Source organism: Aulosira sp. FACHB-615 (genome assembly GCF_014698045.1).
In the GTDB taxonomy this organism is placed as follows: domain Bacteria; phylum Cyanobacteriota; class Cyanobacteriia; order Cyanobacteriales; family Nostocaceae; genus Nostoc_B.
Genome location: NZ_JACJSE010000008.1, coordinates 30,386 through 47,578 on the forward strand (window position 1 = coordinate 30,386; position 17,193 = coordinate 47,578).

At 42.7% G+C, this 17,193-nt stretch carries 14 protein-coding genes; 7 read left to right on the forward strand and 7 right to left on the reverse strand.

The features are described 5' to 3' along the window. Positions 1-34: 34 nt before the first annotated feature. The 3 genes from H6G77_RS15195 to H6G77_RS15205 all read left to right on the forward strand — a co-directional run bounded on the left by H6G77_RS15195 (position 35) and on the right by H6G77_RS15205 (position 3,122). Complete coding sequence (locus tag H6G77_RS15195; RefSeq protein ID WP_190589121.1) at positions 35-1,447, forward strand: cell wall metabolism sensor histidine kinase WalK; 1,413 nt, start codon at positions 35-37, stop codon at positions 1,445-1,447. A 196-nt stretch (positions 1,448-1,643) separates the two neighbouring features. Next, the gene (locus tag H6G77_RS15200; RefSeq protein WP_190589123.1) at positions 1,644-2,123 is read left to right on the forward strand and encodes a DUF2267 domain-containing protein; all 480 of its coding nucleotides are present in this window, start codon (positions 1,644-1,646) and stop codon (positions 2,121-2,123) included. Between the two features lie 144 nt (positions 2,124-2,267). Then, positions 2,268-3,122, forward strand: a complete 855-nt coding sequence (locus H6G77_RS15205) for a hypothetical protein (protein ID WP_190871981.1) — start codon at positions 2,268-2,270, stop codon at positions 3,120-3,122. A gap of 376 nt (positions 3,123-3,498) precedes the next feature. Here H6G77_RS15205 and H6G77_RS15210 read toward each other — a convergent pair whose 3' ends face one another. Further along, on the reverse strand, positions 3,499-5,556 hold the full coding sequence (locus tag H6G77_RS15210) for a chromosome segregation ATPase (protein WP_190871982.1): 2,058 nt from the start codon (positions 5,554-5,556) through the stop codon (positions 3,499-3,501). A 312-nt stretch (positions 5,557-5,868) separates the two neighbouring features. Further along, positions 5,869-6,768, reverse strand: a complete 900-nt coding sequence (hslO, locus tag H6G77_RS15215) for an Hsp33 family molecular chaperone HslO (protein ID WP_190871983.1) — start codon at positions 6,766-6,768, stop codon at positions 5,869-5,871. A 213-nt stretch (positions 6,769-6,981) separates the two neighbouring features. Between hslO and H6G77_RS15220 the strand changes: the two genes are divergently transcribed. Next, positions 6,982-7,371, forward strand: coding sequence for a hypothetical protein (locus tag H6G77_RS15220; RefSeq protein ID WP_190871984.1), 390 nt, complete (start codon positions 6,982-6,984; stop codon positions 7,369-7,371). Between the two features lie 43 nt (positions 7,372-7,414). Here the strand turns inward: H6G77_RS15220 and H6G77_RS36610 are convergent, their stop codons facing one another. From H6G77_RS36610 to hisD, 5 genes are all read right to left on the reverse strand, one after another. Beyond that, positions 7,415-7,540, reverse strand: a complete 126-nt coding sequence (locus tag H6G77_RS36610; RefSeq protein ID WP_190871985.1) for a hypothetical protein — start codon at positions 7,538-7,540, stop codon at positions 7,415-7,417. 1 nt (position 7,541) lies between these two features. Next, complete coding sequence (locus H6G77_RS15230) at positions 7,542-8,330, reverse strand: ankyrin repeat domain-containing protein (protein WP_190871986.1); 789 nt, start codon at positions 8,328-8,330, stop codon at positions 7,542-7,544. 197 nt (positions 8,331-8,527) lie between these two features. Further along, positions 8,528-9,190: a Uma2 family endonuclease gene (locus H6G77_RS15235; protein WP_190871987.1), complete on the reverse strand. Its 663-nt coding sequence runs from the start codon at positions 9,188-9,190 to the stop codon at positions 8,528-8,530. 163 nt (positions 9,191-9,353) lie between these two features. Next, positions 9,354-9,785, reverse strand: a complete 432-nt coding sequence (locus H6G77_RS15240; protein WP_062290373.1) for a universal stress protein — start codon at positions 9,783-9,785, stop codon at positions 9,354-9,356. Positions 9,786-9,984: 199 nt separating this feature from the next. Next, complete coding sequence (hisD, locus tag H6G77_RS15245; protein ID WP_190589137.1) at positions 9,985-11,286, reverse strand: histidinol dehydrogenase; 1,302 nt, start codon at positions 11,284-11,286, stop codon at positions 9,985-9,987. Positions 11,287-11,919: 633 nt separating this feature from the next. Between hisD and rpsT the strand changes: the two genes are divergently transcribed. The 3 genes from rpsT (at position 11,920) to rpoB (ending at position 17,105) form a co-directional block, all read left to right on the forward strand. After that, on the forward strand, positions 11,920-12,213 hold the full coding sequence (rpsT, locus tag H6G77_RS15250; RefSeq protein ID WP_190871988.1) for a 30S ribosomal protein S20: 294 nt from the start codon (positions 11,920-11,922) through the stop codon (positions 12,211-12,213). A gap of 69 nt (positions 12,214-12,282) precedes the next feature. Continuing rightward, positions 12,283-13,068 (forward strand): TatD family hydrolase, encoded by a 786-nt coding sequence (locus tag H6G77_RS15255; RefSeq protein WP_190872143.1) that lies wholly within the window; start codon positions 12,283-12,285, stop codon positions 13,066-13,068. 737 nt (positions 13,069-13,805) lie between these two features. Next, complete coding sequence (gene rpoB / locus H6G77_RS15260) at positions 13,806-17,105, forward strand: DNA-directed RNA polymerase subunit beta (RefSeq protein WP_190589139.1); 3,300 nt, start codon at positions 13,806-13,808, stop codon at positions 17,103-17,105. The last annotated feature ends 88 nt before the right edge of the window (positions 17,106-17,193 follow it).

Consider the following 17,193-nt stretch of genomic DNA (forward strand, 5'->3'; position numbering starts at 1 on the left):
AATAAATCTACTTAAGTAGATTTGGGTTGCAAGTATGTTTCAAGCTACTCGTCGTCGGTTGGCTATTTGGTACACTGCGGTAACTGCTGTGTTGTTATTGCTGTTTGCTAGTGGTGTGTACTTATATGTTCGGAGTACGTTGGTGGAGCGAATTGACGATACTTTAAATCATGTGGTGGAAATTGTCGAGCGATCGCTTGTCATTGAGCCAGTAAATCACGAAACTGATAAACTCCGTATTAATGTAGAAGCCAGTTTTCGCAACAATGCCAATAATGTCGATGATGACCACATTGACTTGGAATGGTTTAGTCCTACCGGGAAATTACTTTGGTCAACTTTCTCAGAACCTTTAAATATTCCGATTCACGGTAATCATACTGGTGAAACAGTCCGTATCCCCAAATCAGACCAGTGGGGAGACTCGGAACTATCTTTGCGTCAAGTCACCCAGCGCGTAGAATTTGGCAGACAAGTATTAGGATATCTGCGTGTTAGTCATCCGTGGTTTGAAGTTACTAAACCCAGCCGTCAGCTAATTTTAGATTTAGCATTGGGAATTTGGTTAATGTTACTGTCTGTCGCCGCAAGTGGCTGGTTTCTGTCGGGGAAAGCAATGGAACCTGTGGGTGATTCTTATCAAAGACTCAAGCAATTCACGGCTGATGCTTCCCATGAATTGAGAAGTCCCATTACTTTGATTCAAACTAATGTACAAGTCGCCTTAAGTGAATTGGAGTTAGTTGAAACAGAGGTGAGTAGTTCTACTAACTATCGTCAACAATTAAAGGTAGTGGAACGACTGACCCAACGCTTAGGTAAGTTGGTAAATGATTTATTATTTTTAGCAAGACAAGATAGCGGCATCAGTAAGGATACATTTTCACCTTGTCCTTTGGATGCTTTACTGATGGAAGTGATTGAAGAACAACAACTTCTCGCTAGTGAAAAAGACATTGCTTTAAATTTACACTTAGTTGATCCGCCACTGGCGGAAACGAGTCCCGAATTACTAGAAAATTGGTTCACTCTCTTAGGTGATTGGGATCAACTAGTCAGACTATTGACAAATTTAATTAGTAATGCTTTGCGCTATACCCCGGCGGGTGGTAAGGTAAATGTCGAGTTAACACGCCAAGAAGGAATCAGTCGGGTATCGAGGATGCGTGTCAGCACGGCTCAGTTACAAATTAAAGTGGGTGATACTGGCGTTGGTATTCCTACAGAAGCATTACCCAGGTTGTTTGACCGTTTTTATCGGGTAGATCCAGCGCGTACTCATAAAAAAAGTGAAAGCACAGCTACAGATAGTGCTACAGGTTCAGGATTAGGACTAGCGATCGCTCAAGCTATTGTCGAACATCACCAAGGTCAAATTCAAGTTGAAAGTAGCCTTGGTAAAGGTACAACTTTTATTGTCACTCTACCCGTAACTCTAGAGTCTTAAATTTTTGTTTATTGTTTTGTTTCCTGTGACAGATGAATAGATTTGGCATTATTTACTAACTTAAATAGTAAAGCTTGCATTTTTAAATCATAACTTTGAGCGAACACAGTTTACTGTTTACTCTGATGAGTATTCCATAAACTGCTGATTTGTTTTGCCCAAATGCAGCTAAAAATAGGTTATTGGAGCAGATGAGATGCCAACTCCCATTGCAGACAAAAATTTACCTTTTTTAGAAAAGGTAAAACAAAATAGTGGTTTAGCTGACCTTTACGATGCTAGAGATATTACAGAAGTAGTATTTCGCGTGATGCGTGACTTGATGACTACAGAAGCGGCTGACAGAGTTGAAGGTGAACTACACAAACCAGTCGAAGAAACTGAAGACAAATCTCTGCAAATGGAAATTGCCGAACTGTGGCATGATACTAATCCGATTGTGAGCTTTTTGAGTCGGGTACGTCCACCCTGGCAAGGCCCTGGCATTTTTAAAATTGATAGCGATCGCTTTTTATTCCGTGTCGCCAATGAAGGCACTATGCCACCAAATGTAGACCGTGAACAAGTTGTCAAAGCCATTTTTTCTGCGACAAAAGATGAACTTTCCCAAGAAAGAATTCAAGAAATTGCTAGTTGGCTTCCAGGTAGAGTTCGTCAAATTTGGGAAGAAGCTTAGATTTTCCAATCTGCTTGACTGAAAGATGTGAACTATGAATTTTTATTAGTTATTTGTTCTTGATAAACACAAATGACTAATGACAAATGAAGGACTTTTCAGAAAATTATTAATCCCCGATTTACTCAGGAGTAAAAGCTAAATATGAACTCTCAAAAATTACAGAAATTTACTGGCATATTCAGTGCTGTTTGCGGTGGTTTATTAATTAGTTTACCTGCAATTTCGCAAACAGCAGTAGCCCAACAATCACCTACTGTCACACCACAACAATCTACTTCTAAGGTGAACCCTTGCCCTCGTATTTTTTATGAAGAGCCACACAATAGCCGAGTTGTAGTACCGCAAGGATGTCCACCGAATGCCCTCACTCAAAGATTAGCTAATCAAGGACTGTTACCTGAAAATAGCAGCACAACCACCACCTCTACATATCAAACAGGATTAGGTGTGGGTGGTGAAACACCACAAGCTGGTGCGAGTAAAATCAATCCTTGTCCTCGGATTTACTATGAAGAACCTTTCAACAGCAGAAATGTTGTACCTCAAGGTTGTCCACCTAATGCTTTCTCTCAAGGACAAGGAAACATTTCTAGCCAAGGTGTACCAGTAAGTCCCCAGGTGTCTACCGGTGAAACTAGTACCACTCAAACCCCTTTGCCATCTCAACAACAAACACCTAGTGCAACGATCGCCCTGGCCAATGGTAAAGTTGATGTGAGATTGATTAACGATACTGGCGCTAAAGTTACTTACCAAGTTATTGGCGATACAGAAGCGCGATCGCTCGAAGGTAAGTCAAATGTAATGTTACAAGGTATCAGCGCCCCAGTTACAGTCACATTCCAACGCGAAGACGGTGGACTACTGTTAGTCACACCCCAAGCTTCTACTACACAACCAGGAATGTTAGAAGTAACTTTGAAAGAAGCTACTGACTTAAGCCAAGACACTAAGGCTATGCGAATTCAACAAAACGGTTCAGTATTCTTGAATTAGTTTTTGATTGGGAGTAGGAGAAGAAATCTTGTTGATGCTATGTAGAGACGTTGTATACAACGTCTCTACAAAATTTATAGACCAATACGGTTCAGTTAAGGTTATAAGAGTAGATTTCTCAATTTTCTGCGCTACCTATCAGATAATGAGCAAGATTTGGGGGAGAATCCCCCAATCCCCCTCCAAAATCATTTTTTCGTTTTTTGTTGATTTATCATTTGCTGGTTCTGTTATGACTTGGCTTTCTTAACTGAACCGTATTGATTTATAGACTGCAATTTCTCGGAGAATCGGTATGAATGAAAATGTAGAAGTTGAAGAATTTTCACTACTCCCTACTCCCTACTCCCTACTCCCTACTCCCTACTCCCTCACGTCACAAATTAGTCCCCTCGGTAGTTGATGACGGTAACAACGGTTCAGGTTGTGGTACTGGTTGAGGATTTAACAATTGCTGCCAATTTTTAATTTGTTCTTGTGCTGTACTGTAAGCACTCGTACCTCTAGGAACCAACTGAGCAGTTTCAATGGCTTTGCTGAGATTAGAACTACTCTGAGAGCGAGCTAAGTCTAATAACTGTTGACTCCATTGGTCAATAGCGACATTTGCATCCAAGCGCAGGATATTACTGCTGGGGACTTTATTCGCTAACCGAATTGCCTCAACTAAGGCATCTGGTGTACCCACAGCCGCAACTTGTCTGGCTCTGTTCCAGTTATCTTTGGCGCGAATTTGTCCTCGCCAATCATCAATAGCTGCTTGAGCTTCCCCAGAAAGCGCCCTTCCTGAAGATGCAATTGTCTGTGCGGCGTTAATTGCGGCGTTTAAATCTCCAGTTTGAGCCAAGTCTCGTGCTTGGTCTAAGTATGGTTGGTCTTGGATGCGTTCGATTTTCGCAGTCCAACTGTTAATTCTTCTGCGTGCTTCTGGATATAATGCCCGACCTTTACGAATTTGTCCCGCTTCTGCGATCGCAGCTTGTAAAGAGTTGATATCCTCTAATAAGGCTATTTGTTCGGCACGTTCTAAGTAGGGACGGTCTTCAATGGTTTCCACTTGAGATTGCCAACGTCCGACTTCTTGCCTAGCTTCGGAAGCTCGCGGATTATTAGAGGGAATTTGTTGTGCTTCAATAATTGCGGCGGCTAAATCGTTAATTGTACCTTGGCTGGCTAATGTGCGTGCTTTTTCTAGGCGGGAGACATCTTCAATTTCCAATTGCCAACGGGCAATCAATTGTTGGGCTTTATTATAGTTGGCGCGGGAAGGGTCAATTTCTTGTGCTTGGGCGATCGCAGTTTCTAAACTAGAAACCGTACCTAGCCACGCACTGCGTTGGGCATCTGCTAAAGCAATAAAGTCTTCGACATCTGCTTGTAATTTAGTAATATCAGGAATTTGTCGCGCAATTTCTAAAGCTGCATCTGCATCTTTGGCATCCATCTTAGCTTGCGCCAATTCCAGCATTTTTCGCCCATATAAAGGAATCGACTCTTGGGCTTTATCATAAAAATAACTGTCTTTGCCAATCGATTCCGCAACTTTGATTGCTTCTAATAAGTTATCTACTACTTTGGTTTTGGCTAAACTATCAGCTTTATCTAACTTATCCCCATCTTCCCGCACCGATACAATCAAGCGGTTGATTTGGTCGTATTTAGTACTTGACCAATATTTATTATCTACCCGCAGTAATTTCGCTGCCAACATTGAGGCTGATTGCCAGCGTCTTTGGTTGAGTTCTTCTTGTATTGCTTGATAAATTTCGTCAGCTTTAGCCCAAATCGATTCCCACTTTGCAATTTTCTCGTCTACTAACTTATATACAGGCAAGTCTTGGGGAATTTTTTGGGCGGTGGTAATTGCTTCTTCTAAATCTCCGGCTTGAAAACTTTGATCTGCTAACTGTAAAATATCCCGCGACCACTCCTCAATAAACCGATCAATTTCTCCCCGCAGTGGGTGATTTTGTGGTAACTGTCGAACTAAGGCGATCGCTTGTAATAAATCATTTACTGTCTGCTTAGAAGCTGCCAACTGAGCGCAGTGCAGCCGCACCGAAGCACTCGCCAACGGCCAAAAAATCGCCGGACAGTTAGGAGCCGCAGGCAATTTTAACAGCATTGCCATTGCGATAAACCCGATACTGCCAGGAATCAATGCTAACATTGTTGCCCATAACACCCAGCTTTTCATCCAGCGTGGCAAAGGTCTGGAACGTTTACTAGGTGGAATGGTTTCGGCGGAATGATGATCTATTATTGGTAATCCTTCTGGATTATTTTCTGTTTGTTGTTTCACTGACTTAGAGTTAGAACCAGTAGCTGGGATGCCAAATGTTTGCGCTTCACCGAAGTGTGGTGTTCGGTTTGTGTGATCTGGCTCTCTAGCTCTAGCTGGAGACCAATCTTCTGGAATATCCCGCTCTGTCATCTCTCACACCAAAAATTTATTAAATAGTAATTGGCTCTAGGTCAAACAATTTTGGATTTTGGATTTTAGATTTACCTTACCCACAAGAGGGATATAGTTTAAAAATTTTATATAGGTTCTGCCCTAACGTAGCGGGGCTGGAACCAAAAAACCAATCTAAAATCCAAAATTCCAAACCTCAAATTCGCAGGGTCAACAATTCAGTTGTTGCCATAGTAACTTTCTCATTGTGAAAAAGCTACTGTTTTTCCGAACTTTCTCCTGGTATACCTTTAACCTTGGCTAAAATCAGTGTTATTTTATACTTAATTTTCAACCAGAAGATTCTGCTTGTAAATCAACAATTAATTGTGCTAAGTGATCACTACTTGCTTGATAAACTCTGCTACAAAAATCGCAAGTAGCCTCAGCACCATTATCTTTCGCAATCATGTCTTGTAATTCCGCTTCTCCTAAAATCTTAAGTGCGCTCAATACCCGGTCAAAAGAACAACTGCAATGAAAACGCAACATCTGAGTTTCGGGAAATATTGACAAACCCATATCTCCCAACAAATCAGTAAAAATTTCTGGCAGGGTCTTACCTGCTTGTAACAATGGGGTAAATCCTGATAAGGCAGCCACCCGTGATTCTAAAGTTTCTACTAATGCTTCATCTCTAGCTGCTTTTGGTAAAACTTGGACTAACAATCCTCCAGCCGCAGTTACTCCAGTCGCACCCACAAACACACCTAATACTAAAGCTGATGGTGTTTGTTCTGAATTTACGAGGTAATGCGCCACATCACCGCCAATTTCTCCAGATACTAGTTCAACAGTACTAGAGTAAGGATAGCCATAACCAATATCCCGAACTACATAGAGGTAGCCACTGCCGACTGCACCGCCAACATCAAGTTTACCTTTAGCATTAGGTGGCAGTTCTACAGACGGGTTGCTGACATAACCCCGCACTGTTCCATCCAAGCCCGCATCTACCAATATACCACCCAAAGGGCCATCGCCTTTCACCCGGATATTAATCCTCGAACCAGCACGCTTCATATTAGAAGCCATTAATAAACCTGCTGCCATAGTCCGTCCCAGTGCGGCTGTTGCCACATAAGAAAGTTGATGGCGCTGCCGAGCCTCTTCTGTCAAGCGTGTAGTGATGACACCCACTGCACGAATCCCACCTTCGGCTGCTGTTGCGCGAATTAACTGATCCGCCATGAAAAAACCTTACATTTCTTAACAACTTCACTGTTTCTATTCTAAGTTCTCAGTTACCATCCAGGTGGGTGGATGCTCAGTGGCGATCGCATTTGCAATACTAGAAATACAATTCATTCAAGAATCGAGAAGTCAGGATTCAGAATGCAGAATTTTATGGCTTCTCGCTTGTGAATACTTTTTTGTCGTCCTCACCTTTACAATTCGCAAAAAATGCTAGGTAATTTTCAACAAAGTCAACTACGGATAGAAATTGCAGCATCAGCCAGCGCCATTGGTGATAGCTTGCTACGTCCAGCACAATTAGAAAAATGGCTCTTAGGGCAACGTTTTAACCCCGGAATGCCCGAAGAAATTTATCCAGGATTCCAGTTTACAAGCTGGACTGGCCCTGTCTCCATTCATCATCAGGTGGATGTAGTGCAGTCCAATTGTCTGCGGTTGCTACTCAGTGGCGGTATTGACGGTTTTCATGAATGGTACTGGGGCGAAGGTTGGGTACAGTCCCGCTTGGAAGGCATTTCAATGTTACCTATAAATTTAGGTCAAACCTTGAGTTTATTGAGTTTACGGCAGTTTTTAGCTCAGGAAGGTAACAGATAAAAAATACGCAGCTAAGGAACCCAAAATAAATTAGGTTTACTCCTCAAACTTCTTTAGCTCCGGCTGCTTTCAGAAGGCTGATTATTTCTTCAACTACTATCTCATCTCTGTGTCTACAAGCAATCGCATAGTAAAGTGCTGTATGTCCATACATATCTTTGGCATTCACATCAACACCTAGTTCCAGTAATCGGCGAACAGCATCTATAATTTAAGGTTAAAACTGCCAGCATTAAAACACTTTCGCCTCTACTAGAACTACCATTTAAATTAGCTCCAGCTTCAATTAATACTTGAAAAATAGCATAATCAATACTGGCTGAACTTATGGCAACCATTAAGGGTGTATATTCCCAGCCTTCTTCTACTTTTAAATTTGGATTTGCCCCAGATTTTAATAAAAGCTCGACGGCTGATAATTGATTATTTCTGATAGCTTTATGTAAAGCTGCTTCGCCATTAGAACTAATGGCATCTATTTCTATACCTTGAGAAATTGCATTATTAAGAGCATCAATATTTCCATCAAAAGCATCATCTACAAATAATTCTACAGCATGATTATTTTTTCTTTGCCGATAAATAATACCTTGAGGTAATGCTTCTTCTGCTATTTCTCTCAATTCAGGAAGAGTTAAGGGTGATAAATAATTAAATATCTCTGTCCAGCCTTGACGCGCAGCAACCCATAGAGCAAAATCGTAACCACTATCTATTTTATTAACATCTAGTCCAGATTCAACCAGGAATTTTACATAGTCAAGATTTCCCGCCCAGACTATATCCGTCAATATAGTATCTCCCTCTTCATCTGTTTCATACACATCAAAAAAATCAGTTTCTATTAAATTACTAAAAACTTCTAATATCGCTTGACGACGGCTTTCTTCTTCATCTCGCAGATGTTTTTGTAATTTTGTATATTCTGCTAATTTTTTGTCGCGTAATTCAAAAAACATTGTGATTATATATTAATAGCAGAAGAGATTTTTTCTGAAATATATTCTGGTAATTTTGTATAATAGCTGCAATATAAATAAGCGTAATTTGGATTGAAGCACGAAACCCAAAATCCAGATAATTTGGCATTGTTGGGTTCCACTTCGTTCCACCCAACCTACACGTAGTTTATTTTCTTAGATTGAAAAAATAGGAATTAAAGTTGGCTTGGGTCAATTCCTTGCTGTTGTAACTTAGTTAATAAATTTTGCAATTGTTCTTCTGCGGTTTGGTATCGGTTGCCATTTTCGTCATACCAAAATAACCATTCTCGTGTTCTTCCTTGATAAGTACCCTGTTCCCTTCCAATACCTAAACCAATTTCTGGCAACCAAACTTTATCCCCTAGTTGTAAAATGTATTTACCTTCAACTAACCGATAAACTTCTAAACGTTGCCGCTTACGACGTAGACGTGTTGGTGCATAAATCACGTAATATAAAATCCCTAATTCAGCATAATCAATTTTTTTCTGTTCATATTCGCCGTTATAAGTTTGAGAAACAACTTCTAAGGCTAGAGTAGGTGCAATACCTTCTTCCTCCCAAAAAACATAGCTAGAACGTCCATTTTCACCAACAAAACGTTCTACACCTAAACTCAAAAATCCATCAGGAACAATGGCAGATTTAGCAGGTACATAATAAATTGCCATATTAATCCCGAAAAACCAATCATCACGGTTTTGCCAGATATTAGCTAAGATAGCTAATAGTAAATTAGGAATTAAAATTTGTAGTTCGTTATCCACAGGGGTATCATCAGAATCTGGCAATTCTGCCGATGAAGGTAAACATTCTAATGGATTATAGTTATACATAATACCTTCGCAGTTGACATTTATAGTGTTTCCTAATCCTGTTCTTTGGAAAGATTAGCGAAGAATTTTATGTTCACGCAAAGCCGCAAAGCCGCAAAGAGAAAAAATATCAGCAAAAGAGAGTTTTGGGGTAGTTGTAGTCATATTGCTGTTACTACCATTGTTAATTTTTACTGGGCTTTACCACTAATACAGAACAATTAGCTTCTTCTACTACTTGACTACTCACAGAACCCTGGACAATGCGCTTCATTCCAGTTAATCCGCGACTCCCAATAATAATTAAATCAGCTTTATAAATATTAGCTAGGCGAATAATTTCATCGGCAGGTTCGCCAGTGACTAATTCTACTGCACTGTGAATCGATATTTTTTCTTTGTAAGATTGCAGTTGTTTTTCGATTTGGAAATAAGATAATGCTGGAGATTCTGGATGAGGACGATCTGCGGGTAGTTCCATCTCTGAATCTGGTGTCGGAAATACGTGACACAAAACGACTTTAGTTTCTGGTGATAATACCAAATCATCCAAAACCTGAATGACACGTTCTGCAATATCCGAACCATCCAGAGCTACCAATATATTATTCAGCACTGCCCTCGTCTCCTCAAAAGTAGACCCCTGAAACTCTATTACTTACACCAATAATATTACTGATGGAAGCTCAGGTTTTGCTTATTTTATGTATGTTGGGCGATCGCCAATCGCTTTGCCGCCATACAGTTTAATTTTCTAGTGTGCAGCCCCAGGTTAGTTTTTACTAAAAGTGTTGGAAAAAATTAAGCATTCCTCATTACTCATCTTTTTGAATCCGCCGCCGGACTGAATCAGCGTGGGAAGGTAGTCCTTCTGCTGTTGCTAGTGCATCAATTGCCCCAGCCATTTTTTGCAGGGCTGTGGGTGAGTATTGAATAATACTAGAGTGTTTGAGAAAGGTTTCTACACTTAAAGCTGAAGTATAACGAGCTGCGCCAGAGGTAGGTAAGGTATGGTTTGGCCCTGCTAAATAGTCACCAACAGCTTCTGGTGTGGAGTAGCCTAAAAATATCGCGCCAGCATGGCGGATTTGCGGCAAAATAGCCCAAGGATCTTTGACTTCCAATTCTAAATGTTCCGGCGCAAATTCATTGGAGAGTTCTGCTGCGGCTGCTAAAGATTCTACCAGCACAATTAAGCCGTAGTGGGCGATCGCTTTTTCTGTATCAATCCGCCTGGGGTGATCAACTAATTGTCTTTCCACCGCGACTTGGACATTTTTTGCCAAAGCCGGATCTGTAGTTAATAAAATTGCTGCTGCCATTGGATCATGTTCGGCTTGGGCTAACATATCAGCAGCCACATGCACCGGATTGGCAAATTCATCAGCAATAATTAACACTTCGCTTGGCCCTGCCAGCATATCAATGCCCACAGTACCATAGACGAGTTTTTTGGCTAAGGTAACGTAAATATTGCCTGGCCCGGTAATCACATTAACTTTCGGAATTGTTTCTGTCCCATAGGCTAAAGCGGCGATCGCTTGCGCCCCGCCAACCCGGTAAATTTCTTCTATTCCGGTTTCTTGGGCCGCCACTAGCACGGCTGGGCTAATTACTTTCCCCGCCCCTGGTGGTGTCACCATCACAATTCGGGGTACACCAGCCACCTTTGCTGGAATAGCATTCATTAACACCGTACTGGGATAAGCCGCACGACCACCAGGAACATATATCCCGGCTCGGTCTACTGGGGTGTAGCGTTTACCCAAGACTACATCATCTTCCCCAAAGTTTACCCAACTTTTGGGGACACGTTGACGGTGAAATGCTTCAATTTGCCGAGCCGCTAACTGAATCGCTTGGAGCAATTCTTTAGAGACTTGCTGATACGCCGTATCTAGTTCCGAACCCGTAACGCGCAGTTCTTCCAGCTTCAAGGTTTGGTGGTCAAATTCAGCCGTATAGTGCAGCACAGCTTTGTCGCCTTGGCGCTTCACCGTTTGCAACACTTCCCGCACCGTTGCTTCTTTATGAACCACTTGTTCGTCATGGGTGCGATCGCAGATACGTTGTAGTTCTGCTTTAACATCTGCCTGCTGAGTAATGATTCGCAGCATGGAGTAAGGAAAATGCCAAAATTTTAGATTATTCCCGCTTGAGAATTAGTCTGGCTCTTGACCCCCAAGAGGGACGAGTTTCGCTTTAATTCTCATCTCTAGCTTAACCTGGATTTTTTTGATACTCCCCAGGATGCCAGCACATGGATGAGTTAATTTATATGATCTAATTGCCTCAGTTCGACTTGCCTAGTGGGCTTTTGGATAGAAAGCAGGAGTGTAGTTCTACCTATCTTTTCCCTCTATGCCTTACTTGCGGTGGTTTTCTTATGTCGATACATCCTGATTTGCCAATCCAAAAGTCAGTATAGGGTCTGAGTATAGTTATTACTAATTTGATAATTTATTCAGGTACTTTATTCTAGCTTATTTCCAGGGTTCGGCACAGAATTTCACTGACCTACCAGATTGGTTCAAATATACTATAGGACTTACGCAATCAAACGAAAAATCAAGGGTGTAGGTGTTCAAAATCCTTCCACCCACTCTTCACCGACAACCTTTGAGCATCATTCCGCCCCCTTCAAACCAAAGCAAGATTTTTTTGAGAAATTCTGATATTGGCAAGATGAATGCTATATTAGTAAATCTAGTAGTGTGTGTACATATTAAATAGTCTTTTTGGAATCGACTGTGGCGAATACAAAGTCTGCTCTTAAACGCGCCAGTATCGCAGAACGCAATCGGCTGCGGAATAAAACCTACAAGTCAGCTGTTAAGACGCTGATGAAGAAATACTTAACTGTGGTAGAAACCTACGCAGCTAATCCTACGCCCGAACTCAAACAAGAAGTTGAATTACGGCTGGCTGAGGCTTACAGCAAAATCGATAAAGCTGTAAAGCGTGGCATTCTGCATCCTAACAACGGTGCTAGGAAAAAATCGAGATTGGCTCATAAACTCAAGCCAATCGCAACCGCACAGTAGTAGTCACTTGTCATTAGTCATGCGTTGCAGCAAAAACTAATGACAAATGACAAAGAACAAAAGACAAAAATGCAGCTGATTGACACCCACGTTCATCTTAACTTTAATAACTTCCAGCCAGATTTAGCAGCAGTGCGATCGCGGTGGCAAGCAGCAGGGATAGTACGCTTAGTACATTCCTGTGTAGAACCATCAGAGTTTTCCAGCATTCAAGCAATTGCCCAGCAATTTCCTGAACTAAGTTTTGCTGTAGGGTTACATCCTTTGGATGCCGAAAAATGGCAAAGTGACACAGCCGAGAAAATTCAATACTTGGCAAGTTCCGACGCAAAAGTGGTGGCAATTGGGGAAATGGGGCTGGATTACTACAAAGCCGAAAACTATGAGCAGCAGCGCATAGTATTTTCCGAGCAATTAGCGATCGCATCAGCACTGAATCTGCCCGTGATTATTCACTGTCGAGATGCGGCCAGTGATGTCAGGGAAATTTTGCAAAAAAGGCAGGAAATTACAGGCGGAAGAATGCGGGGTGTCATGCACTGCTGGGGTGGAACACCAGAGGAAACCCAATGGTTTTTGGATCTGGGTTTTTACATTAGCTTTAGCGGGACTGTAACATTCAAAAACGCTAAAGAAATTCACGCCTCAGCCGCGATGGTAAGTAGCGATCGCCTATTAATAGAAACAGACTGTCCCTTTTTGGCTCCTGTTCCCAAACGGGGTGAAAAACGCAATGAACCAGCTTATGTCCGCTATGTGGCGGAAAAATTAGCCGAGTTGCGGGGAGAGACTGTAGAAGCGATCGCCCACCAAACCACGCAAAATGCTTGTAAACTATTTGGATTGGCTCTTTAAGTAACTAACTGTTGCAATTGTCGGGTGTGTACTCAGAATGAAAAACTCAGGAGGATAAAAATATGCTAATATTAATGCCTCCAAAACATTTTGCTTGCGTCATAATGATAAAGGAAGAAACCACAAACTTTTAAGCTTAATATATTGTTATCAACTTGACCATCCTCCACTCTCCACACACGGATGCTCGGAATCAATGAATCACCATAGCAACCGACATTGAGATAAAATTTGGCAAAATATACCCTGCTTTGTATCTAAAACTATAGAAAATTGTTAAAAGTACTTGTCTTGTGAGTAAAACCCACCAAAATAAAGCCATTTTGATTCAAAGCCAGCATCACGCGGCCGATTATCATGATCTTTTGATATTGCCGTGAAGATCAGCGTGCTTAATTTAAAGATTTAAGATGCAAAAATTTTGAGCTGCGTAAGCTACTTACGCGCTTGGGAGGGGAAGTGAGGAAAATAAATCAAAGGCAGAACTCTCTCAACCTGTCGTTGAGAAATCAAGTTAATAGCTGGTTTATAACCGCTATTTATAGCTTGCAAGGGCGTTTACCCCCCTTGTCAAAATCACCCTGTCCAGATTAAAAAAATGCTGCGGTTATCAGCATGAATTAATAACAGGTGGCACAAGGAGAAGTTCCCCAATGGCTACGGACACTGAAGCGGATCAAGAACCATCCCCCAACAGTGTCCTCTAAAAGTTTAACCAGGTTGACAAAGGTAGAGGCATGAATAAAGACAAATATCTGGAACCCGCCTTTTTGTTGCCCGACTTGATTGAAATTCAGCGAGCAAGCTTTCGCTGGTTTTTAGAAGAAGGGTTAATAGAAGAACTAAATTCCTTTAGTCCTATTACAGACTATACAGGCAAATTAGAACTGCATTTTTTAGGACATAACTATAAACTTAAGGAGCCGAAGTACAGCGTAGAAGAAGCAAAACGGCGGGATAGCACCTACGCAGTACAAATGTATGTCCCCACACGCCTGTTGAACAAAGAAACAGGGGACATTAAAGAACAAGAAGTATTTATTGGTGATTTGCCGTTAATGACCGATCGCGGCACGTTCATTATTAACGGAGCCGAGCGGGTAATTGTCAACCAAATTGTGCGATCGCCTGGAGTTTACTACAAATCGGAAATCGATAAAAACGGTCGGCGGACATATTCTGCCAGCCTCATCCCCAACCGGGGTGCATGGCTGAAATTTGAAACAGACCGGAACGATTTGGTGTGGGTACGGATTGATAAAACCCGGAAACTCTCAGCGCAAGTACTTCTCAAAGCCTTGGGTTTATCAGATAACGAAATTTTTGATGCCCTACGTCACCCAGAATATTTCCAAAAAACCATCGAAAAAGAAGGGCAATTCTCAGAAGAAGAAGCCCTGATGGAGTTGTATCGCAAACTCCGTCCTGGTGAACCACCAACCGTATTAGGTGGACAACAACTATTAGACTCTCGCTTCTTCGACCCCAAACGCTATGACTTGGGTCGAGTTGGTCGTTATAAACTCAACAAAAAACTCCGGTTGTCAGTTCCCGATACCATGCGTGTCCTGACCCCTGGTGATATTTTGTCAGCCGTCGATTACCTGATCAACCTGGAATACGACATCGGTAGTATAGACGACATCGACCACTTAGGTAATCGCCGAGTCAGAAGCGTGGGCGAATTGCTGCAAAACCAAGTCAGGGTAGGTTTGAACCGTTTAGAACGGATTATTCGGGAACGGATGACCGTATCTGATGCCGAAGTTTTGACACCAGCATCCTTGGTCAACCCCAAACCCCTAGTAGCAGCCATTAAAGAATTCTTTGGTTCCAGCCAATTAAGCCAGTTCATGGATCAAACCAATCCCCTGGCAGAACTGACACACAAACGCCGACTTTCAGCTTTAGGCCCTGGTGGTTTGACCAGAGAACGGGCGGGGTTTGCGGTGCGGGATATTCACCCCTCCCACTACGGACGGATTTGTCCCATCGAAACTCCTGAAGGCCCCAACGCGGGTTTGATTGGTTCCTTGGCTACCCATGCCCGTGTTAACCAGTATGGCTTTTTAGAAACACCATTCCGCCCTGTAGAAAATGCACGAGTCAGATTTGATCTAGCACCCGTGTATATGACCGCCGATGAAGAAGACGATCTGCGGGTCGCACCAGGAGACATCCCCGTTGATGAAAATGGCTACATTATTGGGCCACAAGTACCAGTCCGTTACCGCCAAGAATTCTCTACCACCACACCAGAACAGGTAGACTACGTAGCCGTTTCCCCCGTGCAGATTGTCTCGGTAGCGACTAGTATGATTCCCTTCTTGGAGCATGACGACGCGAACCGCGCCCTGATGGGTTCTAACATGCAGCGTCAAGCCGTACCTTTGCTGAAACCAGAACGTCCCTTAGTCGGAACTGGTTTGGAAGCCCAAGGTGCGAGAGACTCCGGGATGGTGATTGTTTCCCGGACAGACGGAGATGTTACCTACGTAGACGCGACAGAAATTCGTGTACGTCCCAAACCAAATTCACCAGAAATTAGATACACCGTTTCTAAATACCAACGCTCTAACCAAGACACCTGTTTAAACCAAAAACCCCTAGTCAGAATGGGTGAGAGGGTAGTAGCTGGACAAGTACTAGCCGATGGTTCCTCCACAGAAGGTGGGGAATTGGCGCTGGGACAAAACATTGTTGTCGCTTATATGCCGTGGGAAGGCTATAACTACGAAGACGCAATTTTGATTTCTGAACGCTTGGTACAAGATGACGTTTACACCTCAATTCACATTGAAAAATATGAAATTGAGGCTCGGCAAACCAAACTAGGCCCAGAAGAAATCACCAGAGAAATTCCCAACGTTGGGGAAGATGCTTTACGCCAGTTAGACGAACAAGGCATTATCCGCATTGGGGCTTGGGTAGAATCAGGCGATATCTTAGTCGGTAAAGTTACACCCAAAGGTGAATCCGACCAACCACCAGAAGAAAAACTCTTACGTGCCATCTTCGGGGAAAAAGCGCGGGATGTGCGGGATAACTCCTTGCGTGTACCAAACGGTGAAAAAGGTCGCGTAGTTGACGTGCGCTTGTTCACTCGTGAACAAGGGGATGAACTACCACCGGGAGCCAACATGGTAGTGCGGGTGTATGTCGCCCAGAAGCGGAAAATCCAAGTCGGAGATAAAATGGCGGGTCGCCACGGTAATAAAGGGATTATTTCGCGGATTTTGCCACTGGAAGACATGCCTTACTTACCAGATGGTTCCCCAGTAGACATCGTACTCAACCCCTTGGGCGTACCCAGCCGGATGAACGTCGGACAAGTATTTGAATGTCTGTTGGGTTGGGCTGGTCATACCTTGGGTGTGCGCTTTAAGATAGTTCCCTTTGATGAAATGTATGGGGAAGAATCATCGCGCCGCATTGTGCATGGCAAATTGCAAGAAGCGCGGGACGAAACAGGCAAAGATTGGGTATATAACCCCGATGACCCCGGCAAAATCATGGTGTTTGATGGCCGTACCGGCGAACCCTTTGATCGACCTGTAACCGTTGGTGTAGCTTATATGCTGAAACTGGTGCATTTGGTCGATGACAAGATTCACGCTCGTTCCACAGGTCCCTACTCCTTGGTTACACAGCAACCCCTGGGTGGAAAAGCTCAACAAGGTGGTCAGAGGTTTGGGGAAATGGAAGTGTGGGCGTTGGAAGCCTTTGGTGCAGCTTATACCTTACAGGAATTGCTGACAGTGAAATCCGACGATATGCAGGGACGAAATGAAGCCTTAAATGCGATCGTTAAAGGTAAGGCAATTCCCCGACCAGGTACACCAGAATCCTTTAAGGTGTTGATGCGAGAATTGCAATCCTTGGGGTTAGATATTGCGGTTCATAAAGTAGAAACCCAAGCTGATGGTAGTTCTTTAGACGTGGAAGTTGATTTAATGGCAGACCAGTCAGCCAGACGTACACCACCACGTCCAACGTACGAATCGCTTTCCCGTGAATCGTTAGACGACGACGAGTAAAGAGTAATGAGTGCTGAGTGCTGAGTATTTAATACCTCAGTATTCGCACTCACAGCTTAGAAATCTCTTGATGGATTACTTTTAACTG

What these genes read in the sequence shown, in the direction of transcription:
- rpoB (WP_190589139.1), top strand. Translation starts at nt 13,806, where the DNA reads ATGAATAAAGACAAATATCTGGAACCCGCCTTTTTGTTGCCCGACTTG.
- hisD (WP_190589137.1), bottom strand. Translation starts at nt 11,286, where the DNA reads ATGCTGCGAATCATTACTCAGCAGGCAGATGTTAAAGCAGAACTACAA.
- H6G77_RS15210 (WP_190871982.1), bottom strand. Translation starts at nt 5,556, where the DNA reads ATGACAGAGCGGGATATTCCAGAAGATTGGTCTCCAGCTAGAGCTAGA.
- H6G77_RS15230 (WP_190871986.1), bottom strand. Translation starts at nt 8,330, where the DNA reads ATGTTTTTTGAATTACGCGACAAAAAATTAGCAGAATATACAAAATTA.
- H6G77_RS15205 (WP_190871981.1), top strand. Translation starts at nt 2,268, where the DNA reads ATGAACTCTCAAAAATTACAGAAATTTACTGGCATATTCAGTGCTGTT.
- H6G77_RS15220 (WP_190871984.1), top strand. Translation starts at nt 6,982, where the DNA reads ATGCTAGGTAATTTTCAACAAAGTCAACTACGGATAGAAATTGCAGCA.
- H6G77_RS15255 (WP_190872143.1), top strand. Translation starts at nt 12,283, where the DNA reads ATGCAGCTGATTGACACCCACGTTCATCTTAACTTTAATAACTTCCAG.
- H6G77_RS15195 (WP_190589121.1), top strand. Translation starts at nt 35, where the DNA reads ATGTTTCAAGCTACTCGTCGTCGGTTGGCTATTTGGTACACTGCGGTA.
- H6G77_RS15235 (WP_190871987.1), bottom strand. Translation starts at nt 9,190, where the DNA reads ATGTATAACTATAATCCATTAGAATGTTTACCTTCATCGGCAGAATTG.
- hslO (WP_190871983.1), bottom strand. Translation starts at nt 6,768, where the DNA reads ATGGCGGATCAGTTAATTCGCGCAACAGCAGCCGAAGGTGGGATTCGT.
- H6G77_RS15200 (WP_190589123.1), top strand. Translation starts at nt 1,644, where the DNA reads ATGCCAACTCCCATTGCAGACAAAAATTTACCTTTTTTAGAAAAGGTA.